At 66.6% G+C, this 25,803-nt stretch carries 25 protein-coding genes; 10 read left to right on the forward strand and 15 right to left on the reverse strand.

Features of this window, described 5'->3' with window-relative positions; genetic code table 11:
- Window positions 1-5 precede the first annotated feature (5 nt).
- Window positions 6-446, reverse strand: a complete 441-nt coding sequence (locus BS38_RS0106230; protein WP_028270019.1) for an SRPBCC family protein — start codon at window positions 444-446, stop codon at window positions 6-8.
- A 36-nt stretch (window positions 447-482) separates the two neighbouring features.
- On the opposite strand from BS38_RS0106230, the gene BS38_RS0106235 reads away from it, so the two are divergent.
- On the forward strand, window positions 483-1,091 hold the full coding sequence (locus BS38_RS0106235; RefSeq protein WP_028270020.1) for a GNAT family N-acetyltransferase: 609 nt from the start codon (window positions 483-485) through the stop codon (window positions 1,089-1,091).
- 47 nt (window positions 1,092-1,138) lie between these two features.
- Here the strand turns inward: BS38_RS0106235 and BS38_RS0106240 are convergent, their stop codons facing one another.
- On the reverse strand, window positions 1,139-2,032 hold the full coding sequence (locus tag BS38_RS0106240; protein ID WP_028270021.1) for an SGNH/GDSL hydrolase family protein: 894 nt from the start codon (window positions 2,030-2,032) through the stop codon (window positions 1,139-1,141).
- Window positions 2,033-2,227: 195 nt separating this feature from the next.
- On the opposite strand from BS38_RS0106240, the gene BS38_RS0106245 reads away from it, so the two are divergent.
- Together BS38_RS0106245 and BS38_RS0106250 are read left to right on the forward strand one after the other, a co-directional pair.
- Window positions 2,228-2,941 carry a tyrosine-protein phosphatase gene (locus BS38_RS0106245; protein ID WP_028270022.1) on the forward strand — a complete coding sequence of 238 codons (714 nt, stop codon included), beginning with the start codon at window positions 2,228-2,230 and terminating at the stop codon, window positions 2,939-2,941.
- 19 nt (window positions 2,942-2,960) lie between these two features.
- Window positions 2,961-5,441: a trypsin-like serine protease gene (locus tag BS38_RS0106250; protein WP_028270023.1), complete on the forward strand. Its 2,481-nt coding sequence runs from the start codon at window positions 2,961-2,963 to the stop codon at window positions 5,439-5,441.
- Window positions 5,442-5,455: 14 nt separating this feature from the next.
- On the opposite strand, the gene BS38_RS0106255 is transcribed toward BS38_RS0106250, so the two are convergent.
- The 3 genes from BS38_RS0106255 to BS38_RS0106265 all read right to left on the reverse strand — a co-directional run bounded on the left by BS38_RS0106255 (window position 5,456) and on the right by BS38_RS0106265 (window position 8,309).
- Window positions 5,456-6,676, reverse strand: a complete 1,221-nt coding sequence (locus BS38_RS0106255) for a globin domain-containing protein (RefSeq protein ID WP_028270024.1) — start codon at window positions 6,674-6,676, stop codon at window positions 5,456-5,458.
- Between the two features lie 144 nt (window positions 6,677-6,820).
- Complete coding sequence (locus tag BS38_RS0106260; RefSeq protein ID WP_028270025.1) at window positions 6,821-7,747, reverse strand: anti-sigma factor; 927 nt, start codon at window positions 7,745-7,747, stop codon at window positions 6,821-6,823.
- Window positions 7,734-8,309: an RNA polymerase sigma factor gene (locus tag BS38_RS0106265; RefSeq protein WP_028270026.1), complete on the reverse strand. Its 576-nt coding sequence runs from the start codon at window positions 8,307-8,309 to the stop codon at window positions 7,734-7,736. Before BS38_RS0106265 ends, BS38_RS0106260 begins: the two co-directional genes overlap by 14 nt.
- Before the next feature lie 270 nt (window positions 8,310-8,579).
- Between BS38_RS0106265 and BS38_RS24535 the strand changes: the two genes are divergently transcribed.
- Window positions 8,580-9,182: a ferritin gene (locus BS38_RS24535; RefSeq protein ID WP_043437851.1), complete on the forward strand. Its 603-nt coding sequence runs from the start codon at window positions 8,580-8,582 to the stop codon at window positions 9,180-9,182.
- A gap of 113 nt (window positions 9,183-9,295) precedes the next feature.
- Here BS38_RS24535 and BS38_RS0106275 read toward each other — a convergent pair whose 3' ends face one another.
- Both BS38_RS0106275 and BS38_RS0106280 read right to left on the reverse strand, forming a co-directional pair.
- Window positions 9,296-10,003, reverse strand: coding sequence for a DUF4397 domain-containing protein (locus tag BS38_RS0106275; RefSeq protein WP_028270027.1), 708 nt, complete (start codon window positions 10,001-10,003; stop codon window positions 9,296-9,298).
- An 87-nt stretch (window positions 10,004-10,090) separates the two neighbouring features.
- Window positions 10,091-10,525: a PaaI family thioesterase gene (locus BS38_RS0106280; RefSeq protein ID WP_028270028.1), complete on the reverse strand. Its 435-nt coding sequence runs from the start codon at window positions 10,523-10,525 to the stop codon at window positions 10,091-10,093.
- A gap of 150 nt (window positions 10,526-10,675) precedes the next feature.
- Between BS38_RS0106280 and paaZ the strand changes: the two genes are divergently transcribed.
- A complete protein-coding gene (gene paaZ, locus BS38_RS0106285; protein ID WP_028270029.1) occupies window positions 10,676-12,787 on the forward strand; it encodes a phenylacetic acid degradation bifunctional protein PaaZ in 2,112 nt (703 codons plus the stop codon).
- A 120-nt stretch (window positions 12,788-12,907) separates the two neighbouring features.
- Here the strand turns inward: paaZ and ykgO are convergent, their stop codons facing one another.
- Together ykgO and BS38_RS0106295 are read right to left on the reverse strand one after the other, a co-directional pair.
- On the reverse strand, window positions 12,908-13,030 hold the full coding sequence (ykgO, locus tag BS38_RS0106290) for a type B 50S ribosomal protein L36 (RefSeq protein WP_011693081.1): 123 nt from the start codon (window positions 13,028-13,030) through the stop codon (window positions 12,908-12,910).
- A complete protein-coding gene (locus BS38_RS0106295) occupies window positions 13,027-14,154 on the reverse strand; it encodes a GTP-binding protein (RefSeq protein WP_043437853.1) in 1,128 nt (375 codons plus the stop codon). Before BS38_RS0106295 ends, ykgO begins: the two co-directional genes overlap by 4 nt.
- A 205-nt stretch (window positions 14,155-14,359) precedes the next feature.
- Between BS38_RS0106295 and BS38_RS0106300 the strand changes: the two genes are divergently transcribed.
- Window positions 14,360-14,767: a VOC family protein gene (locus BS38_RS0106300; RefSeq protein ID WP_028270031.1), complete on the forward strand. Its 408-nt coding sequence runs from the start codon at window positions 14,360-14,362 to the stop codon at window positions 14,765-14,767.
- A gap of 91 nt (window positions 14,768-14,858) precedes the next feature.
- Here BS38_RS0106300 and BS38_RS0106305 read toward each other — a convergent pair whose 3' ends face one another.
- Together BS38_RS0106305 and BS38_RS0106310 are read right to left on the reverse strand one after the other, a co-directional pair.
- A complete protein-coding gene (locus BS38_RS0106305) occupies window positions 14,859-15,710 on the reverse strand; it encodes a DUF427 domain-containing protein (protein WP_028270032.1) in 852 nt (283 codons plus the stop codon).
- 80 nt (window positions 15,711-15,790) lie between these two features.
- Window positions 15,791-16,396: a TetR/AcrR family transcriptional regulator gene (locus BS38_RS0106310; RefSeq protein WP_028270033.1), complete on the reverse strand. Its 606-nt coding sequence runs from the start codon at window positions 16,394-16,396 to the stop codon at window positions 15,791-15,793.
- 558 nt (window positions 16,397-16,954) lie between these two features.
- On the opposite strand from BS38_RS0106310, the gene BS38_RS0106315 reads away from it, so the two are divergent.
- Complete coding sequence (locus tag BS38_RS0106315) at window positions 16,955-18,022, forward strand: cellulase family glycosylhydrolase (protein ID WP_028270034.1); 1,068 nt, start codon at window positions 16,955-16,957, stop codon at window positions 18,020-18,022.
- Window positions 18,023-18,083: 61 nt separating this feature from the next.
- Here the strand turns inward: BS38_RS0106315 and paaK are convergent, their stop codons facing one another.
- From paaK to BS38_RS0106330, 3 genes are all read right to left on the reverse strand, one after another.
- The gene (gene paaK, locus BS38_RS0106320) at window positions 18,084-19,418 is read right to left on the reverse strand and encodes a phenylacetate--CoA ligase PaaK (protein ID WP_028270035.1); all 1,335 of its coding nucleotides are present in this window, start codon (window positions 19,416-19,418) and stop codon (window positions 18,084-18,086) included.
- A 16-nt stretch (window positions 19,419-19,434) separates the two neighbouring features.
- The gene (locus tag BS38_RS0106325) at window positions 19,435-19,953 is read right to left on the reverse strand and encodes a hotdog fold thioesterase (protein WP_028270036.1); all 519 of its coding nucleotides are present in this window, start codon (window positions 19,951-19,953) and stop codon (window positions 19,435-19,437) included.
- A gap of 126 nt (window positions 19,954-20,079) precedes the next feature.
- The gene (locus BS38_RS0106330; RefSeq protein WP_028270037.1) at window positions 20,080-20,445 is read right to left on the reverse strand and encodes a hypothetical protein; all 366 of its coding nucleotides are present in this window, start codon (window positions 20,443-20,445) and stop codon (window positions 20,080-20,082) included.
- Window positions 20,446-20,602: 157 nt separating this feature from the next.
- On the opposite strand from BS38_RS0106330, the gene BS38_RS24540 reads away from it, so the two are divergent.
- Window positions 20,603-21,256, forward strand: coding sequence for a PAS and ANTAR domain-containing protein (locus BS38_RS24540; protein WP_043437855.1), 654 nt, complete (start codon window positions 20,603-20,605; stop codon window positions 21,254-21,256).
- Window positions 21,257-21,287: 31 nt separating this feature from the next.
- Here the strand turns inward: BS38_RS24540 and BS38_RS0106340 are convergent, their stop codons facing one another.
- Complete coding sequence (locus BS38_RS0106340; protein ID WP_028270038.1) at window positions 21,288-22,529, reverse strand: multidrug effflux MFS transporter; 1,242 nt, start codon at window positions 22,527-22,529, stop codon at window positions 21,288-21,290.
- 133 nt (window positions 22,530-22,662) lie between these two features.
- On the opposite strand from BS38_RS0106340, the gene BS38_RS24545 reads away from it, so the two are divergent.
- Complete coding sequence (locus BS38_RS24545) at window positions 22,663-23,628, forward strand: helix-turn-helix transcriptional regulator (RefSeq protein ID WP_231511108.1); 966 nt, start codon at window positions 22,663-22,665, stop codon at window positions 23,626-23,628.
- Window positions 23,629-23,682: 54 nt separating this feature from the next.
- The gene (gene pta / locus BS38_RS0106350; protein ID WP_028270039.1) at window positions 23,683-25,794 is read left to right on the forward strand and encodes a phosphate acetyltransferase; all 2,112 of its coding nucleotides are present in this window, start codon (window positions 23,683-23,685) and stop codon (window positions 25,792-25,794) included.
- Window positions 25,795-25,803: the final 9 nt, after the last annotated feature.

Raw genomic sequence — 25,803 nt, forward strand, 5'->3', positions numbered from 1 at the left:
GCCGGCTAGCGCCCGGCCCGCGCGTCGAGCGCGGACTTCAGGCCGTTCAGGGCCGGGTCCCGGAGTGACATGAACGCCGGCTTCATGAACGGTTCGGTGATCCTGAGGGCGCCCTTGAGCTGGAACTCCGCCGTGTACTTCACGGTGGAGCCGGTCCCGTCCGGCGAGACGTCGATGGAGTCCTCGGAAATCACCGTTTTGTTTTCGCCCCGCAGCTTGATGTGGTTCCGGCTCAGCTCCACCACCTCATAGATGAGCGTCTGCCGCTTTCCCCGGAATTCGGCTTCGGCGTGGTACCGGTGGCCCACGGCAACAGGGCCCTCGGAGAGCTTCTTCACCACAGGGGTCCCGGGATCCCATTCGGCGGTGTTCTCGAACGCTGACAGGTAGGTGAAGGCTTCCTCTGCCCCGAGGGGAGAGCTGACGGATCCGGCTACTGTGATCATGCCGACAGCCTAGCCGTTGCCCCCTAGGATGGTGCGGTGACTTCCATCGAACCCATCACACTGACCGGTCGGCACGTCGTCCTCGAGCCGCTGAGCCACGCGCACCAGGACGGCCTGGTGGACGCTGCCCGCGACGGTGAGCTCTGGAAGCTCTGGTACACCAGCGTGCCCACCCCGCAGGGCATGGCTGCAGAGATCGACCGCCGGCTGGGCCTCCAGGAGCAGGGGTCCATGCTGCCGTTCACCACGCGCCTGATCGACCCGGCCACCGGCCGTCCCGGCCGGGTGATCGGGATGACCACGTACATGAATATCGACGCCGCCACTCCCCGCGTGGAGATCGGGTCCACCTGGAATGCGGCTTCGTCGCACGGCACCGGGACCAACCCGGACTCCAAGCTCCTGCTCCTGCGGCACGCCTTCGAAACGCTGGGCTGCCCCGCCGTCGAGTTCCGGACGCACTGGCTGAACCACCAGTCCCGCGAAGCGATTGCCCGGCTTGGAGCCAAGCAGGACGGCGTGCTCCGCAGCCACACCCGGACCGCGGACGGGCAGCTCCGGGACACCGTGGTGTTCTCGATCCTGGAGCACGAGTGGCCCATGGTCCGGGCCAGCCTGGAGTTCAGGCTGGCCAAGCAGCGCTAGGGCCAGGGCGCCCGGATCGGGGAGCCTTGGCCCACGCGGTCCGGACCCTACCTCGCCAAGGTGCCCGGCTTAACCTCGTTCATCACGGCCGTGGCATAGGCCCGGTGCCCGGTGGGCGTCGGGTGGAAGTTGGAGTCAGCCAGAGGATTCCCGCTGTTGTACGCGATCCACGGGGCGGTCGAGTTCACGGCGTGCCCGGCGAACCTCGCTGTGACGTCGACAAACTGCGCGTTCGCCCCGTAGGCATTGGCACTGGAGACTGCCGTGGCGATTGCGGCATTGAGTTTGTCCGTGGCCCGGTTGATCAGACGCTGTTCGTCCGCGGAGAAGTACGGATTCCCGTCCGCCGGCTCGAACAGCCTGGGGTAGCCCAAGACAGCGATCTTCGCGGACGGAGCCACCGTGTGGATCTGGCCGTAGACATTCGCGAGCACCGCACCCACCTGACTCATCCCGCCTTCGGAGGCCGAGACGGCGTTGGCGCACACTTCAACGCCGTAGGCGGCGCAGGCGCCCAGCACCTGGCTTACTCCGGCGTCGTTGGCACCGGCGGTGATGGTGACGATTCCGGTGGACGGATTCAGTTTCCCTGCGCCGATGAGGCCCGTGAGCTGGGCCTGGACGCTAATTTGTTGTTGGAGCGGGTCATCGCCCGAAAAAAGGAGTGCCCCGTGGCAGGCGGCATTGACCACCAGGGACACCCGGCCTGTTTTGTCGACGTCGGTAACGTACCCGGGGGTGCTCTGCCAGCACGTCGCATCATCCGGTTTGTCCGCTTCTCCGGCGCCGGTCCCCGCAGTGTAGGAGTCACCGACGGCGATGTAATCAAGTCCTCCGGCAGGTGCCGCCCCGGCCGGCACCGCCAGCCCCGTGGCCAGTGCCAGTGTTGCCAAACCGGCCGCGAATGCCGCGCGCCGCCGTCGTAAAATCCGGTCACTCATCAGTTTCCCCTTTGTTCTGAACTGTGCACCGGGGCTGCGGAGCCACGGGCCGCGGCCAGGCCGCAAGTACGCCCAAGGGTACGCCGCCGCCCGGCCACCGGATACGGGCCGGAGTACCTGTTTATTGCCGGGGGCTACTCCAATCTTCGGCCGTTACCCGTGCCGGATGTCGGGGGTCTGTGATTAGCTGTCTGGATGGAACAGCCTGGACAGCCCGTGAACTGGGACGGAGCCGTGAATGCCTGGCGCATTTCCGGCAGCGTTTTCCGGATGGGGCGCCGGGAATGGGTCACCGAGTCAGGCTGGAAACAGGCGTACGACGACGGCGTCCGCACCGTGATTGACCTCCGGAACCCCTCGGAACAAGGGCTGAGGGACACGGACCCCGAGGTGAGCGCCGAGGTGCTGGCGGCGTTCGACGTCGTGCACGCCCCCACCGAGGACCCGCAGCACCCGGAGTTCAAAGAATTATGCTTCCCCTACCTGAACGATCCGGCCTGCTACGCGGCCAACGCCCGGCTGTTCCCGGACAAACTCGTGGCCGTCTTCAAAGCGGTAGCAGCAGCCCCCGCCGGTGTGGTGATCCACTGCTCGGCCGGGCGGGACCGCAGCGGAATGATCGCCGCCATGCTCCAGGACCTCACCGGTGCCGGCGACCACGAGATCGTGGCCGGCTACCAGGCAGCCATGCGGGGCATCAATGAGCGCCACCGTACGGTCGGCCCGCCCCACAAACATGAGCGCTACCTGGACGAGGACACTTTGGTGCCCCTGCTGGAGAAGCGCGGCGGCGGAGCGCTGGAATTCGTCCGGGCGCTGAACACCAGAAACTACCTGTTGCGGCACGGGATCACCCCGGCCGAGTTGGCTGCCATCCAGTCTCGGCTGGCAAGCAGGGTGACGACGTAAACACACTATGGGGGACACCTTGACGCATCATTCCGGCCGGCATCCGTTCAACCGCGCCCTGGGACTGGCTGCAACGGCCTCTTTGGCGTTCGGCGCCACCTTCCTGGCGGTTCCTGCCGTCGCGGAGTCCGGTGCGCCGGTTCCCGATCCGTCGGTGTCGGCGCCAGCAGCTACGTCTGCGCCCGTTTCGACGTCGGCGCCTGCCACGGCAGCGCCCGCCCCGGGCGGTTCCACCCCGGCCATCAGCGACGCCGGCCTGACGGAGGCTGTTCTCCGCGACCTGGGAATGACGCTGGAACAGTTCAACGCGGCCGGTGACCAGGGCAAACGCGCGGCCGACGCCGTTGCCTCCTTACGTGCGTTGCCCGGCTATGTGGGAATCAGCTTGAAAGACGGCCGGATCCTGGTGGAAGGCAGCGGCCCGGAGCTTGAGTCCCGGGTGGCTGAACTGAATGCGGCCGGACCCGGCGATTTTGTGATGGTTGCTGCCACGACGACTGCGGGATCCGCGCCGTCTGCTCCGCCGGCGCAGCCCGTCGCGCCCTCGCCGTCTGCGCCGCCTGCCCCGGAACGAGTCGCAGCCAGCACCGACCAGCTGTTCAAGGACTACGTCCGCGAGGTGGGTGCCGAAGGCCTTCAGGCGGTGGCCTACGCCAACGGCAGCTTTGTGATCCGCACCGGCGGCACCAACCAGCCTGAGGCCGGCGGCACCCCGGCGAACACCGTGGCGTCCGGAACCTCAGCGGCTTCGCCCTCGCCGTCGGAATTCGTGGCGCGCTACACCAACGTCCGGCTTGAGCAGGGCGCTCCGCTTGCGCCCGAGGAGGACTTCTTCGGCGGGCAGGGCTACGTCCTCAACACCGGCGTGATCTGCTCCGCCGGCTACGGGGCCTACAGCCCGGACGGTGAGTCGCTGGTCCTCACCGCAGGCCACTGCACCGAAGACGGCACCGTTTCCACCGCAAACGTGGAGCGTCCGGCATCACCCGCAAACAATCTGCTGGGCACCCTTGGCTTCAGCCAGTTCGGCGGCCCGGGCAACTCCTGGATCACCGGCGACGAAGCCAACCCCGGAAACGTGGGCACCGATATCGCTGTCATCGAAGGCATCCGGCCGGGCATCGACGTCCAGCCCGCAGCCAGCCGCTGGGACGCACCCACGGATCCCGGATCCACGGCCGTGAAGATCATCGGAACCGCCTCGCCGTCCCCGGGGCAGGCGGTCTGCCGCTCCGGCCGGACCGCCGGCTGGTCCTGCGGCACGGTGGACGAGGTGGGCATCTACGTCGTGGGCGGGTTCACCCCGGACCCGGCCGACCTCCGGGCCTTCCGCGGGTTCCTTTCCACGTCCGTGCAGTCCAGCGGCGGCGACTCCGGCGGCCCCTGGATCAGCGGCAACTTCGCCGTCGGCACACACTCCGCTGGAGACCAGGTGGTCCCCGGCCAGCCGATCAACAACTTCGCCGTGGCCACCACGCTGGAGGACGCCATGACCCGGCTTCCCGGCGTCCAGCTCCAGCTGTTCCTCAACAAACCCTCACTCACGAGCCCGGCCGACGGCGCCGGTGTGGCTCTCGACCAGCCCATCACCGGACAGGTCGCGGCGGCGCCCGCCTCTGCCGTTGCGGCCGGATCGAAGGTGCGCATCACCATGCCCGGGCAGGCGCCGATGGACGTCCCTGTGGACGGCTCGGGGCAGTGGCAGTTCACCGCGCCCTCCTCGGCAGGCCGGCTGCAATTCACCGCCGAAACCGTCAACGGCTTCAGCCACTCCGGCGCCAGCTCGTTCGACGTCACAGTACTGCCGGCCGAGCTGCCGGCACCCGTCATTTCGACGCCCGGGGAAGCCGCCGCACTCACAGGACTCGAGCACATTGCAGGGACCGGAACCCCCGGTGCCCGCGTGGTGCTCTCCGGCGACGCCACCGGGCAGGCGGTGGTGGGGCCCGACGGCACCTGGACCGTGCCGGTCACCGGCCCCGCAAAGTTCGGCGCGTTCACCGTCACGGCCGTGCAGACCGCAGGGGGCGTCGCCGACAGCCCGGCGGCAACCCGGACTTTCACGGTAGTGCCGCCGTCGCCGTCGGTTGCCAACATCCAGAACGGCCAGCATTTCGCCCACGACGCGGTTCCCCGGCGGATCACCGGTTCAGCGCTGGACGGCGCGACGGTGACCGTCACCGTGGACGGCGCAGCAGCCGTGCAGACCGCTGCGAACGGCACGTGGAGCTCGCCGGTTCCGGCCGGGCTTACCGCCGGCACCCACACGCTCACGGTCAGCCAGGCGGTCGACGGCGTGGCCTCGGCGCCGGTGAACCTCACCTTCGTGGTTGACCCGGCACCGGTCATTGTTCCGGCGTCGATCACCCCGGCGGGCGCGTCGGGTCAGCTGCCGGCCACCGGAGCCGACGGCCTGCTCACTGCGGCCGGCGTCGGCGCGGGCGTCCTGCTGCTGGGCGGTGCCGCGCTGGTTTTTGCCAGGCGGCGCTCCCGCCGCTGAGGTGCTCTTCCAGGCTATTGGAAGTCGGCCAGCCAGAGATCCGGGCCGAACACTTCGTACTGGATGTCCTTGGCCGGGACGCCCCGGGCAACCAGCGCACTCCGGACGGACTTCAGGAAGGGGAGGGGGCCGCACAGGTAGTATTCGGCGTCGTCCGGCAGTTCCACCGCATTGACGTCCATGAACCCCTTGAAGGCCGGCGCACTTTCGGACCCCGGTGCGGCCGGTACATCGCCCGGTTCGAGGAACCAGGTGTTCAACGATCCGTCGGCCAGCTTGGCGAGGTCCTCGGTGACCTGGGCCCGCAGCGGGAACGACGCCGGCATGTCATCCGCGTGGAGGAGCATGACCTGACGCTGGGAGCCGGACTTCACCAGATGGGACAGCATGCCGGCCATCGGAGTAATGCCGATGCCGGCGCTGGCCAGGACCACCGGCCGGTCCGTGTATTCGAGGACCACGTCACCGAATGGAGCCGAGAGGACCACCTCGTCACCCTCGTGGATTTCGTTGTGGAGCAGGTTGGACATCTCGCCGTCGGGCGTGGGGAGTCCATGGACCCGCTTCACTGCGAACTGCCGGTGATGGCCGTCGTCGGCCTTGGTGAGGCTGTATTGCCTGGGCTGGTGCACGCCGTCGTGCATCAGCATCTTGATGGTGACGTACTGCCCCGGCAGGGAGGGCTTGACGTCCCGCTCGTCGGTTCGTTCCACGATGAAGGTGACCACGTCGTCGGTTTCCTGGATCCGCCGGACTACCCGCCAGGTCCGCCAGATCGTTTCGGGTGAGAGGTGCACGGCGTTGTAGAGGCCGCGTTCCTTGTTGATGAGCATGTTGGCCATGAGCCAGTAGACCTCGTCCCAGGCTGCTGCAACGTCGGGTGTCACGGCATCGCCAAGCACGTCCACAATGGACCACATCAGATGGTCGTGGACCACCTGGTACTGGTCCGGGCTCAGGCCAAGCGAGACGTGTTTGTGCGCGATCCGGGACAGCAGGTGATCCGGCAGCTGATCGGGTTTGTCCACCAGGAACCCGGCGAACGCGGCAATGGACCCCGCCAACGCCTGCTGCTGCCGGCCGTCCGCCTGGTTCCCCCGGTTGAAGAGGCCGTCCTGGAGGTCCGGACGTGCCTCGAACATGTGCTTGTAGAACCGCTTGGCAATCTCCTCGATGTGCTCGCCAACTACAGGCAGCGTTGCCTTGATGACGGGAGATGCAGTGTCTGAGAGCATGGTTGATCCCTTCCGGTCATGCCGGTTGCAGGCGGTGTTTCGTCGCTCGGCACAGCAAACGTAGCAGTCGGGGCCGTTCCACTTCCGGGCCGATCGGCCCTTCATTGCACGGGAAAACGGGTGTAACGCACGACGGCGGGCGGCTCAGTTTTCCGCGGTCAGCTCACCCCGGGCGATGCTGTCCGAAGAATGCGCCGGGTTGCCGTCGAACGGCTCGTTGGATACATCCACGATGGGGTAGTCCGCCAGGTCGAGTCCCGCGGGGAGGGCGAAAACGCCGGGCTCGCCGTCCAGTACGCCGAGACTGACGAGCTTGGACAGGTCCGGCGAAATCACCCAGACCTCCCGGAACCCGCTGATTTGTCCGTCGGACAGCTGGACCACCAGCTGGCGCGAGCCGTCCGGAAGCTTTTCCACCAGGGCCTTGCCGGTCGAGGTGTAGGACGCCAGCGGCTGCAGCGGAGCCTGGGCGATAACCACGGGCTGGGGCGCCGTGGGCGAGGGTGAGGGACCCGCCTGCGGGCCCTGGCCGAGCACGTTGTAGCCCGCCCACACCGCGGCCGCGCCCACCACGATCCCTGCGGCGGCTGCCATCGCCACCCAGCGCCGGGCACCCGCGCCGGTCCTGGGGGTCCTGGGGGACCGGGATCCTGTGGAACCTACAGCTCCTGCGGAACCTGCCGCTCCCGAACCTGCCGCTCCCGAACCTGCCGCCGTGCCCTCTACTCGCGGACGGAGCGGCGTCGGAGGGGTGACCGGCGTCGCCGAGCCGGCCGCCGTCGTCGTGCTGTCCGCGGCGGTGCTGTCCGCGGTGGTCTGGCGGCTCAGCGGGTCCTCCGCCTGATCGGGGGAGAGCCCCAGTGCCTGATGGATGGCTGCCCAGTTGCGCGGACCGGGCGTGGCGAGTTCCACTGCCGCGGGATCCACCGTGGCGGCACGGACCGTGCGTTCCAGGGCCGCGAGGGTGCCGGAACATACACCGCAGAACGCCAGGTGGTCGGCCTCGGCGGGTGTCAGGGCAGGTTCGCCCAGGGCCATCAGGCTCAGCTGCTCATCGTCAAGATGCTTCATGGCCCACCTCCAGCCGGGTCCGCATCCGGGTGAGGCTGCGCCGGATGTGGCTCTTGACCGTGCCGAGGGGCAGTTGCAGGCGCGACGAAATCTGATCGTGCGTGAGGTCCTCGTAGAACGCCAGCTTCATGATCGCCTTCTGTGGATCGCCCAACCGGTCCAGCTCTTCCTCCAAGGTTATGCGGTCGGCCACGGCTTCCACGTCAGCTGCGGGCGGGCCGGCCACCCGGTCATCACCGACGAACTGTCCGGCAGCGTGTTCCAGTTCCTGCCGGCGCATCCGCGCGGACAGTGCATCGGAAATCGCGTTGCGCGTGATCCCCACCAGCCAGGCGGGCAGGCGGGCGGCTTCCGGCCGGTAACTGGTGCGCGATTTCCAGGCGCGAATAAAGACTTCCTGCGTGACGTCGTCGGCCGCTGAGCGTTCCCCCAGCGACCTCAGCGCCAGGGTGAACACCAGCGGACTCAGCCGCCGGTAGGCCTCGGCGAGGGCCGCTTCCTGGCCGGACGCGAACGCATGATCGAGAGCAGCGTCCCAATCATGCGGGCCGGCAGGCGTCATGGATGGCTCCTTCGAGCGGCAGTGAGACCTGTGGAACCACATTATGCCGTGCCCGCTGACGGTCCGCCAGAGAGCCGGGCAGCGGCCCGGCCCGGAGCTGCGCCAGGAGCTCCGCCTGAGGTCCCGCCTGAGGTCCCGCCAACGCGCAGGGTCTTGACCATCGCAGCGGCAGCGGAGCAAGCTCAAAGAAGGCCCTCCGGCAATCCCGGGCCCAGCAGAGCCTCCGTGCCGCAGGTCCTCAGCCCTGAACCCCGATTCCAGGAGAGCCCCATGAGCACCACAACATTCAACGACCTGCTCGCCAAACAGGTGGGCAACGAGTTCGCGGCATCCCAGCAGTACATCGCCATCGCGGCCTGGTTTGACGGGCAGGACCTGCCCAGGCTTGCCAAGCACTTCTACCGGCAGTCGCTCGAGGAACGGAACCACGCGATGATGATGGTCCGGTACATCCTGGACCGCGGCATCAAAATTTCGATTCCGGGGGTCGAACCGGTCCGGAACGATTTCACCTCGGCCGAGGAACCCCTGGTCCTTGCCCTGGCCCAGGAAATTGAAGTCACGGACCGCATCAAGGAACTCTTCGCTGCGGCCCGGGCCGAAAACGACCCCCTGGGCGAACAGTTCATGCTCTGGTTCCTCAAGGAACAGGTGGAAGAGGTCGCATCCATGTCCACGCTCCTGAACGTGGCCCGCCGGGCGGACAACCTGTTCGACGTCGAGATGTTCCTGGCCCGTGAGCGGGTGGGCGACGCCGGCGGCGGACACGGCGGCGGGCATGGCGGGGGCGGCGGCCAGCACGGGCACGGCGGCGGGCACGGCGGTGGAGGCCACGACTCCGGCACGCCGGAAGCGGCGGGCGGAGCGCTCTAAAGCACGCCGGTGGGGCCGCCCGTCCAGGCGGCCCCACCGGTGATGGATATTAGTGATGGTGCACGTCGTTCCTGCGCACGTCGTCCCCGTGCACGTCGTTCCCGGGGGCCGCGTCAGTCGCGGCCGCAGCCACGGTCCTCGGAGTCGATCACCTGGACGGCCACGTCCAGGGTGCCGTCGGCCAGGCTGCCCCAGGCGTAGACGATCGTGTTCTTGCCGGCCTCGACGGTCACGTCAGCCGGCCCGATCACCGGATCGGTGGTCCCGGCCGCGGCAACCGACGCGGAAACGGTCCCGGCCTCGAGCTTCAGGGTTGCCTCGTCGGGATTGCTGAGTTCCTCGATCACTGCCGTTCCGCCGGCCAGGACGTCGACGGCGGGAGCCGCGGCTACGTGCCTCACCGTCAGTTTGCCTTTGTTGTCGTTGCGGGGAGCCTTCGTGTCGTTGGTGAACAGCGTGGCCGTGGGGGCGCCGTCAGCATCGAGGTGGGCCACCGCGGTGTAGTTGCCGCCGCTGTCCAGTTCAACGTCCACCGGCCCGATCACCGGGTTGTCGGCGCTGGTGGCGTCCGAGGCGGTGACGGCGATTTCGTAATCGCCGGCCGCGAGCTCCAGCGGGCCCGCGAGGGTTCCCGGAGTGAAGTCGTCCAGGGTGAGGTTCCCGTCCACCCACACGTCCACGGTCAGGCCGGGCACGCCGTGCAGGACCGAGAGCTTCGCGGGGGCATCGTCGTGGTTCCAGCCGCCGGCCTGGGCGGGGGTCGCGAAGGTCAGTGCTGCCAGGAGCGACAGTGCTCCGGCGGCGTAGGTTGTTTTGCGCATTTCAAACTCCTCAGAGGGACGCCCGGTACGGGCTGTGTTTGTGCTTACGCCCTTACTACCGGCGGGAGCCCCTCTTTGGATGCAAAGTCATGAAGTTTTTTCCGCGCGGCCTTTCCGGTCCATCAGCAGGTTGGTGATCCGGAGGGTGCACAGGCGCTGGCCGGCCTCGTTGGTGAGCAGGACCTCGTGCGTGGTGAGCGTTCCGCCCAGGTGGATGGGCGTGGCCGTGATGGTGATCTGGCCTTCGCGCGCTGATTTGTGGTGCGTGGCGGACACGTCCACCCCTACGGCGGTCTTGCCCAGGGTGCTGGCGTGAATCACGGCGGCCCAGGACCCCACGGCCTCGCCCACGGCCAGTGAGGCGCCGCCGTGCAGCAGCCCGAACGACTGCCGGTTGCCCTCGACGGGCATTGTGGCAACGACGCGCTCCACGGATTCCTCGACGATTTTCACGCCCATCTTCTCGTCGAGTTCGCCGAGCGTGATTTTCCACAGTTCGGCGCTGCCGGTTTCGGGCTGCATGGGCCACTTCTCTTTCGTAGGGTCTTCCCAGTGTGCAACAGGCTAGTGTGCAGCACGGCACATTCATGTACTGTAGACATATTACCGAACGGACGGTCAGTAATGCACTGGCCGTGATGATCTTGCCCCCGCTGGAAGGACCCGTCAACGATGACCACCACTGCAACTGCTCCGAAATCCTCACTGGACACTGTGGAGACCGTCCCCAGTTTCGTCCGGGACTCCTGGTGGACGCCCGACGCCGCCGCCGCGGCTTCCGCCGTTCCCGTCCTGGACGCCAGCACCGGCGAGCTCCTCGCCAAGGTGAGCACCGAGGGACTGGACCTTGCCGACGTCGTGGATTACGGACGCACCACCGGCCAGACGGAACTCGGCACGCTGACGTTCCACCAGCGCGCCCTGAAGCTCAAGGAACTGGCCCAGTACCTGAACGCCCGCCGCGAGCACTTCTACGAGCTGTCCGCCCAGACCGGCGCCACCAAGATCGACTCCATGGTGGACATCGACGGCGGCATCGGCGTGCTGTTCACCTTCAGCTCCAAGGGCCGCCGCGAGCTGCCCAACTCGCAGGTGGTGGTGGACGGCCCCATGGAGGTGCTGTCCAGGGACGGATCCTTCGCCGGTGAGCACATCTTCACCCGCATCCCGGGCGTCGCCGTCCAGATCAACGCCTTCAACTTCCCGGTGTGGGGCATGCTGGAGAAGTTTGCGCCCGCGTTCATCGCCGGCGTTCCCACCATCGTCAAGCCGGCAACTCCCACGGGCTACGTTGCTGCGGCCGTGGTCAAGGCCATTGTGGAGTCCAACATCCTGCCCAAGGGCTCGCTGCAGCTCATCTCCGGATCGGCCCGCACGCTCCTGGACCACCTCGACTACCGCGACCTCGTTGCCTTCACCGGGTCCGCCTCCACCGCCAATTCGCTGAAGTCGCACCCGAACGTGGTGAAGGGCGGCGTCCGCTTCACCTCGGAGACCGACTCGCTCAACGCAGCCATCCTGGGCCCGGACGCGGTCAAGGGCACGCCGGAGTTCGACGCCTTCATCAAGTCCGTGGTCACCGAAATGACCGTCAAGGCGGGACAGAAGTGCACGTCCATCCGCCGCACCATCGTGCCCCGGGAGCTGGTGTCCGACGTCGTTGCCGCCGTGGGTGCCCGCATCGAGGAACGCGTGGTGCTGGGTGATCCCCGCGCCGAGGGCGTCACCATGGGTGCCCTTGCGTCCCTTGAGCAGCTGGCCGACGTCCGGGCAGCTGTCCAGGCAATGCTCGACGCCGGCGGCGAGCTTGCGTACGGCACGCTCGATTCGCCCAAGGTGACCAAAGCGGACGGGGGAGTGGCCGTCGTCGAAGGCGGTGCCTTTATGTCCCCGGTGCTGCTCAGCTGGGCGGACGCCGAAGCTGAGGAAGTCCACTCGCTGGAGGCCTTCGGTCCTGTTTCTTCGGTGATCGGCTACACCGACCTGGCCGACGCAGTGCGCCTCGCCGCCCGCGGCGGCGGCTCGCTGGTGGCTTCGGTGTGCACCAACGATCCCGAGGTTGCCCGTGAACTGGTTACCGGGATCGCCGCCCACCACGGCCGCGTTTTGATGCTCAACCGCGAGGACGCCCGTTCGTCAACGGGCCATGGGTCACCGGTGCCGCACCTGGTCCACGGCGGTCCCGGCCGGGCCGGTGGCGGCGAAGAGCTCGGCGGCATCCGCTCGGTGATGCACCACATGCAGCGCACCGCCATCCAGGGCTCGCCCAACATGCTCACCGCCGTCACGGGCCTCTGGCACACCGGCGCGGACCGCAACTTCACGCTGGAAACCGAAGGCCAGCACCCGTTCCGGAAGAACCTGAGCACCCTGCGCATCGGCGACGCTGTCCGCTCCGATCTCCGTGAAGTCACCCTCGAGGAGATCACCAAGTTCGCCAACTCCACCGGCGACACCTTCTACGCCCACACCAACCAGGAAGCCGCGGAGGCCAACCCGTTCTTCCCGGGCATCGTGGCGCACGGGTACCTGCTGCTGGCCTGGGGCGCCGGGCTGTTCGTTGAGCCTGCCCCGGGCCCCGTGCTGGCAAACTACGGCCTGGAGAACCTGCGCTTCATCACCCCGGTGGCTGCAGGGGATTCCATCCGCGTCACCCTGACCGCCAAGAAGATCACCCCGCGCGAGACCGACGAGTACGGCGAGGTGGCCTGGGACGCCGTCCTCACCAACCAGAACGACGAAATCGTGGCCACCTACGACGTCCTCACCCTCGTCGAGAAGTAGCCCGGACACAAAGCAACCCCCGGACGCTCTCTCACTTTTGGCGGGCTTTACCGCAATGCTCCCTCACCATGTGGACCAGTTCAATGCCGGTGGGGGAGCGTTGTGGTGTCGGGTAAAAGGTCAGCCTTGGCGGGCCTTCATACGGGGGTTCTTCTTGTTGATGACGAAAGTGCGGCCCCGGCGGCGGACGATCTGGGCTCCAGGGATCTTCTTTAGTGCCCGCAGGGAGTTTCGTACCTTCATGATGTGCTCCTTGGTGTTGATTCGGTGCGGTGGTTAAGGCCAAATGGATCGGGGAAAAGCCCCGCGTCGTCGTTCATTTCCGCCTCGGACAGCTCGCAGGCCGTCAGCAGGGCAGCGATTTCAGCGGGGTCGATGTCGTCGCCAGTGACGGCCAGGACTGTCCCGCGGTCGCCGAACTCGGGATGCCAATCCAGCGCGGCGTCGGGGCTCGTCGCAATAGCGAAGGGCAGGGAGTCCCGGTCGGTCTGCCAGGGACCGGTGTTTTCCAGCCATACGCGGGGGCCTATTCCCTGGATGGCAATCCTGCACTCCGGCGCCGAGGCCACCCAGAGCCGTCCGCGCAGCCAGCAGGATCCCTCAGCCAGGGCTGTCAGGGCCAGCCGGAAACGCTCCGGGTGAAGGGGCCGAGCAATCCGCTGCACCACAGTGATGAACGGCGAGGAGGATTCGGCCGGGATCCGCACCGAGCCTGCTGCCGTCCGGGCTGTTGCCTCAGCAAGGTTGTGCCGCCCGGGCCGTACGTCGCCCGCGTGGTCAGCCACTGCAATGTGGGGAGCCACCTCTTTGATGAGCTGGACTCCGCGGCCACGCATCGCCTGATCGACCGGCACCAGGGCTGGATCGGCCAGTAGGACTGTGTCGCTGAAGGCGAGTTCTCCAATGAGGAATTCTCCCGGAGTGCGGTCATCATCCGGAACGGGGGTAAAGCCGGACTCGAACACTGTGTGACGGTCCCAGAGCTGGTCCTCCACCGCATCGGGAGCGCATGCCAGGACCACTGCATCGATTGTGACTGACGCGCCGAGGCCCCTCAGGAGTGCGTGCACCGCCGTCATGGACGTCACTGCGGGAGGCAGGCCCAGAATAACGGGCGTAGCCGGTGTCGACAGCCGGCGTACCGTCGGCACCACATCCAGCCGGACGGTGCAGCTGAGGCAGGCGTGTTCGAGCCTGGATTCCGAACGCTCGAGTCGCTTGCCGTCTCTGAAGATTCTCCGGACCACGAGCCCGTCTTCGAGCAGGTCATGGAAGACGAGCACGGCACCCGGCGTCTCCGCAGCCAGGGCGGCGCACGCCTGTTGCCGGCTGAAAGCGTCCAAGGAACTTACCACTGTCACATTCATGCTTTGAGGGTATATGAGAATCATTCTCAATTACAAATGGAATTGATTTCGGGGTGTTAATACGACCGGAAGTGAGAGAGGGTTGGGGGTTTTCCGGCGGGAAGTGAGAGGGCGTTGGGGGTTTTTCGGCGGGAAGTGAGAGAGGGTTGGGCCGGTTCTTTCTGACCTGCTCCGGCGTAGAATTTTCTGCGTAGGAGGTGGCGAAATGACCCTAGTACTCAACAAAGCCACAACAGTCCTGCCCGTCGATGATGTAGAGCGTGCCCGGCATTTCTATGCGGACACTTTGGGGCTCCCGCACCGGGGCGTGGCAGATGACGGAAGCGAATTGTTTGGCTCGGAGGGCGGCCCGATGCTGCAGCTGATGCCTGTCAGGGATGGCAAGCATTCAGAGCACACCACCCTGAGTTTCGAAGTCAGCGAGATTGAACGCACGGTCAGGGAAATGGAAGCCAGGGGCGTCGCGTTCCAGGATTACGACCTGCCGGATCTCAAGACCGAGAACCACATTTGTACAACGGATTCCGAAAAGTGCGCATGGTTCATGGATTCAGAGCACAACATCCTCTGCGTGCACGAGAACATCAACACGGTGGCGGATTACCAGCTCTAACCCCCGGCCCAGGGTTTACGTGCCGAGGAACAGCGCTCCGGCTTGCCGGGGCGCTGTTCTGTGTCGGCGCCCGGTTAAGGGTGCTCTGTGTTCACGGCGAATCCGGCGGCGTCGCGGACCACGGCGTGACCGGCCGCTCCTGCCTGACGCCGTCCACCGTGACGTCCACCCGTTCGTTAAAGAAGCTCACCAGCCCGTGGATCTGGGCGGCGTCGCGGAACCGCTGGTCGTACATCCACGCGATGTTCCGCCCGGTTTCCGAGTTCGGGTACGTCCAGTAGCTCGCCGTGCCCTTGTATGGACAGACCGTCTTCTTGGGGCTGGGCTCCATGATGTCCAGCCTGACGTCCGCGGGCGGGATGTAGTAGCGCACCGGCAGCATGGTCTCGTACAGCAGCTGGGCGGCGTTCGTGGTGGCCAGCGTGACGTCGTCGAGCCTCACCTCAACGGTGAGGGACGACGCCCGGATGTCCACGCGGTGGAACGGGTCACGGGGGTGCCCGATGATCTCTTCGTCGTCTTCCAGCCAATCGAAGGCGTTGAAATCCAGCACCACATGTCCGGCGAGGTCGGGGTCGGCCGGCCGGAAGGCCGCGCGGGGCAGCCTCGTCCCGGAAGTCACGACGTCGAACTCCTCACCGTCCGCTGTGTGCCGCCCGAAGCCCGTGCGCGGATCCAAGGCGTGCGGTCCGTCCGCGCTGAGCCTGAAACCGTGCTCCGCGATCTGGCCCGGCTGCTGCGACGGGGGCGCGAGTTCGGCTTGAAGGTCCACTTCGGGGACGGCGTAGATGGGGGTCACGCGCTTGGGTTCCCACACCAGGAGCGCATACAAGGTGTCGACGACGGTGTTCCCGCCCACCATGGCACGGACGCGTTTGGGCGTGGGTTGGTACCGCAAATGCGGGAACGTGCCGAAGAGGACTTCGGATAATTTCGTGGCCATGACTACAGGGTGGGCGCCACACATGCCGCCGTCAATGAGTGCCCCGGAGGGCCCATCGGCGTAGATGGGGGAGAACGGACTTAGCGTGCCGCGTTGAGCCCTTTGAAAGCCATTGTGATGACGTCGTCGGCCAGCTTTTCCGGGGACAGCGAGCCGCCCGGCTTGTACCATTCGACGATCGAGTTGATGGTGCCGAACAGGAGTCGCGTGACCGTGCGGGGATCGATGTCCTCGCGGAGGGAACCCTCATCGCGGGCGGCGGAGATCAGGGCCGCCACCTTGTGGTCGAAGGTGCGGCGGCGTTCCATGGCGTCGCGCTCGATGTCCGTGTTGCCGCGCAGGCGCAGCAGCAGGGTGACGAACGGAAGGCGTTCCACCAGCACGGAAATGGTTTCGCGGAGTACGAACTCGAGCCGGGCCTCGGCCGTCCCGGACTGGGCCTGCGGCTGCTCCAGGATGGCCTCGAGGCCGCCCAGTGCCTGCTCCAGGGCGAGCTTGAGGAGGTCGCCCTTGGACGGTACGTGGTGGTAGATGGCCGACTTGGAAATGCCAAGGTTTTCGGCAAGGATGCCCATTGACGTGGCGTCGTAGCCGTGGCGGTTGAAGACCTCGACGGCGATCTGCAGCACCGACTGCTGGTCGTATCCCGGGCGGCCGCGCTTGGTGGGTGCATCAGTTGTGGACATACCGGCTATTTTCTCATGAACGTTCGGTTATTAGGCGCAATCAGTGTCACGGACCAGAAATGCCTTGCCTGCGCGGTGCCCCGGTGCTAGAAAGCTTGTAGAGGAACTATCGGCGCGGGGACCGGTTCTGACTCAAATGTTTCAAGGATCGGGACGGGATCAGGTACGTTGGGCTGCCCGGCTGGCGGTTAGCCATCGGCACGTCACAGCGCTGTCGCGCATTGGCAGTAGTGCACTGAATGCCTCCCGTAAAAGGACGGTCCCCGGCTGCAGCAGCCGGGGACCTTCCCCATGTGGGTGACTGTCCGCATGTGGCACCGGAATGCCAACGTTGCGGCCAGACGTGCCGACATGGGCAATTGCGGACTCTTCCGCTCCTGACGTAGTACTCAGCCTATTGCGCTCCCCGGGGGCTGGTGCTAAAACTCTCTAAAACCTCGTCTCATAAGGGGGCCAAGAACGCGGAGCACGGGGCTGGGTGGGCCGGGCTAATGTGGCTGCCTGTGCGGGCGGCATGCAATCGGATCCGGGAATGTCGAGAACACCCAAGGAAACCCCATGACACTCAAGCGCGGGCGCGCCGCCACCATCCTTTTTGCCATCCTCATCACTGTCTGCGGTCTGATCGGCATCGAACAAGGACCGTCATCCTCAGCAGCAGCAAGTCTCAACTTCACCACCAACGGGAGCCAAATCACCGACCCCGACGGCAATGCCTTCATCCCGCGGGGGTCCAATTTTAACGGTCCCCACTTCGTCTGGGAGCCCAACCCCATCGGTAAGTCGTCGACGGTCCAGGACGTGTGGAAGATGAACACCATCAGGCTCGACGTCGCCTTGGACCGCGGAACGAATGACTACCCGCACTACAACTTCGGATCGAGCTCGGACTTCGATGCCATCATCAACGAGTACACGGCCAAGAAGATTGTGGTGATGCTGGCACAGTTCACTCTCAGGGCGGGCTCATATCCCACAGCAGCTGAGCTGAACGAATTGAAGGGGTGGTGGGCGGACAAAGCGGCGAAATACAAGGACAATCCATATGTCTGGTTCAACCTCCAGAACGAACCCGGCGAGAACGGCTGGATGCTGCCGCCTGATGACACCTGGTACTCCAACCATGTGGCCATGTCGCAAGCGATCAGGGCCACCGGCGCCCAGAATGTGATTGTCTACGACGGCGCCCACTTCGGCCAGGAGCGCGCGGGCGGCGGTAATGACCAGTCAGCATTCCTCAGGTGGGGCACGCAATTGAAGGCCGAGTTCGGCAACACCGTCTTTTCCGTACATGTTTATGACCGCTGGGACACAGCTGAACAGCTCGGCCAGTTCCTCGCTGATGTGCAGGGGCAAGGATTGCCGATCATCATCGGTGAGACTGGGTTCCCGGAGCAATGGGAAGCCGTGGATCGGGGTGCAGGAATCCGCGCCGGTGCCATTGCGGCGTTCCAGGCTGCGACCGAGCGCAGGGTGGGGCTCTTCTCATGGCATGCCCAAGGCGGCGACAACCACAACCTCGTCCGAGGAGGCCCGTTGGATTGGGTGGATTCACTCACCCAGCCCACGAACCTCACCGAATTAGGCCAGATGCAGTGGGACTACCTCCAGGAACTGGCCCGGTAGGCGTTTGCCCGGCCCGGTTGGGCGGCGCCCAACCGGGCCGGGCCGCAAGTGTACGTTCGCGCTATGCCTTCGGACGCATGTCGTAGGTCCGGCGGAGCTTGCCGTTTGAGCGCTCCAGTGAGCCGGGCTCGACGACGTTGACGGTGCAGGATGAGCCGACGTGGATCTTGATCTGCTGCTGCAGGACCTTGGCGGCCGAGGCCACGACCTCTGCCGAGACGGATTCCCGGCGTTCGATCTTCACCGTGAGCTGGTCCATCCGCTGGCCCTCGGGCCGGGTGAGTTCCAGCTGGAAGTGCGGGCTGAGCTCGGGGATGCGCAGCGCGATTTCCTCGATCTGCGAGGGGAACAGGTTCACGCCGCGAAGGATGATCATGTCGTCGCTGCGGCCGGTGATGCGGCCCATGCGGCGGTGCGCGGGGCGGGCCGTGCCGGGCAGCAGCCGCGTGAGGTCCTTGGTGCGGTACCGGATGATGGGCAGCGCTTCCTTGGTGAGCGAGGTGAACACCAGTTCGCCGTGTTCGCCGTCGCCCAGGACCTTCGTGGGGTCGAACGCGTCGATGATCTCGGGGCGGAAGTGGTCCTCCCAGATGTGGCTGCCGTCCTGGGTCTCCACGGCTTCGCCGGCCACCCCGGGGCCCATGACCTCGGACAGGCCGTAGATGTCGCAGGCCTTGATGTTCATGGTGGTTTCGAGCTCGTGGCGCATTTCCTCGGTCCACGGCTCGGCACCCAGCACGGCGTACTTGAGGGACGTGGAGGCCGGGTCGATGCCCTGCTTCATCATCGCGTCGGCGATGGTCAGCAGGTAGGTGGGGGTGGCCAGGATCGCGTCCGGCTTGAAGTCCTGGATGAGGGTGATCTGGCGTTCGGTCTGGCCGCCCGAGATCGGGATGACCGTGCAGCCCAGGGCCTCGGCGCCGGCGTGGGCGCCCATGCCGCCGGTGAACAGGCCGTAGCCGTAGGCGTTGTGGACCTTCATGCCCGGGCGGACGCCGGAAGCGCGGAGGGAACGTGCCACCAGCTTGGCCCAGTCGGCGAGGTCCTTCTTGGTGTAGCCCACCACGGTGGCGCGGCCGGTGGTGCCGGAGCTGGCGTGGATGCGGGCCACCTCGTGCTGCGGCACGGCGAACATGCCGAAGGGGTACTCCAGCCGGAGGTCTTCCTTGGTGGTGAAGGGGAACTTGCCAAGGTCGGCCAGCTCGCGGAGGTCCGTGGGGTGGACGCCGGCCTCGTCGAACTTGCGCTTGTACAGCGGAACGCGGTCGTAGGCGTAGGCGACCGTGTGCTGGAGGCGGCTCAGCTGCAATGCCTCCAGCTCGTCGCGGGATATCGTTTCTTCGCGGTCCAGCACGGCGTCGGCGGCAGCTGCTGGTTCTGTGGCGTGGAGGGTCATCTGGGGGTCCCTGTTTCTATTTCTTGGAGATGGTGCGGCTGCGGCCGCGGAACTCGGCGATGAGCTCGCCCGGTGTTTCATGGTTGGCGCTGTCGGCTGCGGTGCCGGCGGCGGTACCTGTGTTGGTGCCTATGGCCGTGTGGGGGTCCGCGGCGTAGATCTGCACGTCGTAAAGTCCGCTGCGGCCGGCATGCGCGCGTCGGTTGGCGACGGCGGTGATCACCTGGCCGGTGAAGGCCGGCTTGAGGAAGTTGATGTCGACGCCGGACGCCACGGTGATCGTGTCGCCGTCGGCTCCCGCTGTGCCGGCCGGCGTGCTTGCCGGGTTGCAGGCCAAGGCAAAGGCGGTATCGCCGAAGGCGAAGATCATTCCGCCGTGGGCCATGCCGAAGCCGTTGAGCATTTCCTGCCGGAGGGTCATGCGGATGGTGGCGTGACCGTCGTCCAGTTTGAGGACTTCGATGCCCATCCATTCAGAGGCATAGTCGTTTTCAAGGATGGGGTGGGTGGCCCCGGAGAGTGTTGCTTCAGCCATGCGTCATTGCCTCCAGCTTTATTTACCGAATGTTCATTAGGTAATCCCATTTTGGGGCATGCTGTCAAGAGCCGCTGCTGTTTCCGGCCGCAGGGAGAGGGTGCTTGTGGGTGCTTCCCGGTCCCGCTAACTGCCCCACATCTCGGAACTGTTCAAGGACGTGAACACAAACATCCCGCCCACAAAGGCGAAGAATCCGCCGAAGAACCGGGCATAGGCGGGACTGGCCAAGAATGATCCGGAGTAGTCCACGCCCATCGGCTTGGACTCCTTCATGTACTTCGACATGGCGGTAGCGGATCCGTTCAGGTTCGTCAGCATGCTCAGCCCAAGGAGGATGGCCACGAGGCCGAGGGCGCCGGACGCCCAGCGGGTGACTTCCCTGGCCCCCAGGGGAACGGACACGAAGGTGACAACAAAGACGATGAAGAACAGGATGTAAAAGGTCTTCACTGGCTGCGGCAGGGCTGCCAGGAATTTGAGCGGGTTCACGGAGCCTCCTGATCATGCGTCTGCTGAGCATAGCCCCGCTGGTCCCGAACTGGAATGGGATTATCAGTTATCCGCTGGCCCGGCCTGAGCCATAGGAATCAGCCGTGATCGGCGTACGATCGGAGGCGGGGGAAGCCGACCCATGACAGGGGATGCCATGAGCGGAATTTTGGGGCAGGCGCGCACGTACTCAAGTGCTTTGGGGGCGTCAAACTTGTTGGCCGGGACGTTTGTTTTTGATGCCAGATCCCGGGTTATGACGTGGTCTGATGAGCTTTACAGCATCCACGGCTACCGCCGGGGTGACGTCGTTCCAACGATGGAGCTGACGATGGCGCACAAGCATCCGGATGACCTGCCGCGGATCCAGGAGGTCAGCAACGAACTGTTCGCACATGGCGGTCATGTGGCCATGTACCACCGCCTCATCGATGCCACGTCCCGCGAGCGAAAAGTGCTGACGGCGGGGGAGGCGGTGCTGGACGGGACCGGCAAGCTGTCGACCATCTCGGGAGTCATGCTGGACCTGACGTCAACAATCCAACGGGAGACGGAACTGGCCGCACGCGAAGCCGTCCGCGGCGCGATGGCCACCCGGAGCACCATCGCGAAAGCCGAGGGCATCCTCATGGGCCGGCTCGGCATCGGATCGGATGAGGCCTTCAAACTGCTGACCACCTACAGCAACACCAGCAACATCAAACTCGCCGGCGTGGCCTCCGGCCTCGTGGCACTTGCTGACAGCCCCGCGGAGGCTACCGCGCTGGGGCACTTCATCCAGCAGCTCAGCCAGACCCGCCAGCGCCGCTGACCGAACCGCTGCCGCGGACCGAACCGCGCCGCTATCCGAGGTCTCGACGCCGGCGGACCAGTCCCAGGCAGAGTGCGGCCGCTGCTGCGGCGGCAGCCGCGACGATGCCGAAGGGCACGGGATCGTTGGCACCGCAGATGCCCACCAGGGGTGCCGCCAGGCCGCCGAAGGAGAACCGGGCCAGGCCCAGGAGCGAGGATGCCGTGCCGGCGATGTCGGGATATTCCTTGAGCGCCAGCGAGGTGGCCGGCGGGCTGGTCACGGCCACGCCGCTGACCATGGTGAACAGGGACAGGATGATGGCGATCAGGGGCAGGTGCAGGAGCGCCGTGGCCAGCAGCCCCAGGGCGCCGGCGAGGGCCATGGCCAGGCCCAGGGCGAGGGTTCCCCGTTCGGACCAGTGCTCAGCCAGCCGGCCGGAGATGAACCCGAAGATCACGAAGCCCAGGGAGTTCAGTCCGAAGGCGAACGAGTAGCCCTGCGGGGAGAGCCCGTACATGCCCTGGAGGATGTACGTTGCCCCGCTCAGGTAGGCGAAAATCGCGGCGTAGGTGAAGCCCGTGATCAGGACGGCGCCCACGAACATCCGGTCCGCCAGGAGCCGGCGGAAGTCGTTGAGGGTGTGGGAGAGGCCTCCCGTGATGCGCCGGTCCTGCGGGAGGGTCTCCCGGAAAACCACCAGGGACGCGACGAGGATGGCCACACCCACTGCGGCGAGGAACAGGAACACTCCGCGCCAGTCCGTGACGGCCGCGAGCTGGCCGCCGATCACGGGGCCGATGATGGCAGCCAGTCCGCCCAGGACGGTGAGGCGGCCGTAGTAGCGGATCAGCTTCCCGCCCGAGTAGACGTCCCGGCCGGCGGCCTGCGCGATGACAATGCCCACAGCCCCGGCGAGGCCCTGCACGAACCGGGCGAGGATGAGGGTTTCGACCGTGGGGCTGAGCGCGCACAGCACCGAGGTGACCGTGTAGGCGATCACGCCGATGATCAGCGGCTTCCGGCGGCCGAAGCGGTCCGACAGGGGTCCGGCGACCACCTGCCCGATGGCTAGGCCGAGCAGGCAGGCGGTGATGGTCAGCTGCGCCACGGACGTTGTGCTGCGGAGCTCGGCGGTGAGGGCGGGAAGGACCGGCAGGTAGAGGTCCATGGAAATCGGACCGAAGATTGTCAGCAGCCCGAGCACCACCGCCAGCGGCCGGCCGACGGCCTGTTTTGGCGCGGGAGCAGGTCCGGGTGCAGTGGCGTGGGCAGGGGCGCCGGTGGCGGTCATGCTGGCTCCGTTCCAGTGGTGAGGGGGTTGATTTCCCATTCAACCCGGCCGCGCCATTCCTAGCCACGGCTCTCCCTATCCGGGTTCTGGCAGTACCTCCCTGGGACCCCCTGCCCCGGTGTAGCGTGAACGGGTGGATAACAGGATGGCGGTGAGGGAGTTCCTCGCCTCAAGGCGCGCTAAGATCTCTCCGGAAATGGCCGGACTCACGCTTTTTGGCGGACGACGCCGGGTCCCCGGCTTGCGCCGCGAAGAGGTCGCCATGCTCGCCGGGGTCAGCGTGGACTATTACACGAAACTTGAGCGCGGGAACCTTGCCGGCACCTCCGAAAGTGTCCTCGACGCCGTCGCCAGGGCCTTGAAACTGGACGAAGCGGAACGGGACCACCTCTACAACCTTGCCAGGGCCTCCAGTGCGTCCGGCCGGACCAAGCAGCGTCCCCTCCAGAGCGGGACCGTGCGCCCGCCCCTCCAGTTCATGCTGGACGCCATCACGGCGGCGCCTGCCTTCATCGGCAACCAGCACATGGACATTGTGGCGGCCAACCAGCTCGGCTACGCCCTGTACTCGGAGATGTACCGCGGTCCCGCCCGGCCGGCCAACCACTCCCGGTTCATCTTCCTTGATCCCCGGGCCCGCGACTTCTACCCCAACTGGGAACTGGCCGCCAACACCAACGTGGCACTGCTGCGCACCTACAGCGGCCAGAACCCCTTCGACAAGCGCCTGGCGGACCTCGTCGGGGAACTGTCCACGCGCAGCGAGGAGTTCCGCATCCGGTGGGCAGCGCACAACGTCCGCCGCCACTACGCCGGAACCAAGGTGTTCCACCATCCGGTGGTAGGGGAACTCGAGCTCACGTACGAAGCGATGGACCTGGCCGAGGACCCCGGCTTCAGGCTGACCGTCTACCCGGCCGTGCCGGGATCGCCGTCGGATGAACGGCTGCGGCTGCTGGCCAGCTGGGCCGCCACCGAACATATCCGGGAACTCGCCGTCGGACCCGTTCAGGAGTATCCCGTCGAAGGCCAGCCCGGCACACCGGTCCAACTGCCGACCCAGCCCGCACCCCACAGCAGGGATGTCCAGCGGTCCTGACCGTGGAAGTATGGAGGGACGGAGCATCACCACGTCACTACCTAAGGGCGGATCATGGCCAAGGGGATTTACGTCAGCGCGACCACACCGGGATCCGGTAAGTCGCTGATAGCGCTGGGGCTTGCGGACACGCTGCACCGGCACGCGGACCGCATCGGCTTCTTCAAACCCGTGGTCCACGGCACCGACGCCGCCTCGGACCCCATGGTGGCCCTGATGAAATCCCGGTTCGACCTCGACGACGACCGCTGCCGAGGCGGCCTGACGTTCGCCGAGGTCCGCTCGCTGCTGGCGGAGGGAAACCGGGCGGAGATCGACGCCCGCTGCGTGGAGATCTTCGCCGACATGTCCCGCCACTGCGACGTGGTGATTGTGGAGGGGACCGACCTCACCGGCCAGGATGCCGCCGTCGAATTCGACCTCAACGCCCGGCTCGCCAACAACCTGGCCGCGTCCATCGTTGCGGTGGTGGGCGCGAAGGGGCGCACCGTGGCGGAGGCGGCCGACGCCGTCGAGGTTGCCCGCAAGGAACTGGCGGCGGAACGCTGCAGCCTGCTGGCCATCATGGTGAACCGTGCCGATCCGGAGGACGTGGACGGGATCGTCGCGGCCGTGAAGCCCGGCGCGTCCGGCCGGCCCGTGTACGTCTTCCCGGAGCTGGAGGACATCGCCCGCCCCACCACCGGCGAGGTGGCCACCGCCCTGGGGATCCGCCAGGTCGCCGGCCGGCAGGACATGGAACGCGACGTGCACTCCATCAAGGTGGCGGCCATGAGCGTGGCCAACTTCCTGCACGTGCTCGACGACGGTGCGCTGGTGATCGTCCCGGGCGACCGCGCGGACGTGATGGTCGCGTGCCTGGCGTCGTCGTTCTCGCCGGAGTTCCCGGTGCCGTCAGCGCTGATCCTCACCGGCGGCCTGGCCCCGGACCCCAACATTTACTCGCTGCTGGCGCAGGCGCCGTTCCCCGTATTCGCCAGCCCGGACGATACCTACACCACGGCCAAGCGCGTGTCAGAGGTCCGCAGCGAAATCTGGTCCGGGCACCGGCGCAAGGTGGCCTCCGCCGTCGGGCTGTGGGCAAAGCGCGTGGACGAGGCCGAGCTGGTGGAGCGCCTGCACCTGCCGCGGCTGGAGCGGATGACGCCGCTCCGTTTCCTGCACGACCTGATCGAACGGGCCCGGCTGCAGCGCCGGCACATCGTGCTGCCCGAGGGGAACGACGTGCGGATCCTGCGTGCGGCGGAAATCCTGCACCGGCGGGACGTCTGCGACCTCACCATCCTGGGCAACGAGTCGGACGTCCGCGAGCTTGCGTCCACGCAGGGCATCGACCTGTCCGGCATGAAAATTGTGGATCCCGCCACGTCCGAGCTGCGCCAGCAGTTTGCCGAGAAGTACGCGGAGCTGCGTGCGCACAAGGGCGTGGACCTGGCCCGGGCGCTGGAGGTCATGCTGGACGGCAGCTACTTCGGCACCATGATGGTCCAGCTGGGCGTGGTGGACGGCATGGTGTCCGGTGCTGCGCACACCACCGCCCACACCATCCGCCCGGCGCTGGAGTTCGTGAAGACCCGCGACGGCGTGAAGATCGTTTCCTCGGTGTTCCTGATGCTGATGCCGGACCGGGTGCTGGTGTACGGCGACTGCGCGGTCAACCCGGACCCGAACGCCGAGCAGCTGGCGGACATCGCGCTGGCCTCGGCCGAGACCGCCACGCAGTTCGGCGTGGACCCGCGGGTGGCCATGCTGTCCTACTCCACCGGCGGATCCGGCACCGGCGAGGCGGTGGACAAAGTCCGGCAGGCCACCGAAGCGGTGAAGGCGCGCCGCCCGGACCTCGCCGTCGAAGGCCCCATCCAGTACGACGCCGCCGTGGATGCCGCGATCGCGCAGTCCAAGATGCCGGGCTCGTCCGTCGCCGGGCAGGCCACCGTGTTCATCTTCCCGGACCTGAACACCGGCAACAACACGTACAAGGCGGTGCAGCAGTCCTCGGGGGCGGTCGCCGTCGGGCCTGTCCTGCAGGGGCTCCGCAAGCCGGTGAACGACCTCTCCCGCGGCTGCACGGTGGAGGACATCGTGAACACGGTGGCCATCACGGCCGTGCAGGCGCAGTCCGTGGAACCGGCCGCCGAACCGGCACCCGCCGCCGCGCACGCGTAGCTAGCGCAC

It is taken from the genome of Arthrobacter sp. UNC362MFTsu5.1 (assembly GCF_000685965.1).
Lineage (GTDB): Bacteria > Actinomycetota > Actinomycetes > Actinomycetales > Micrococcaceae > Arthrobacter.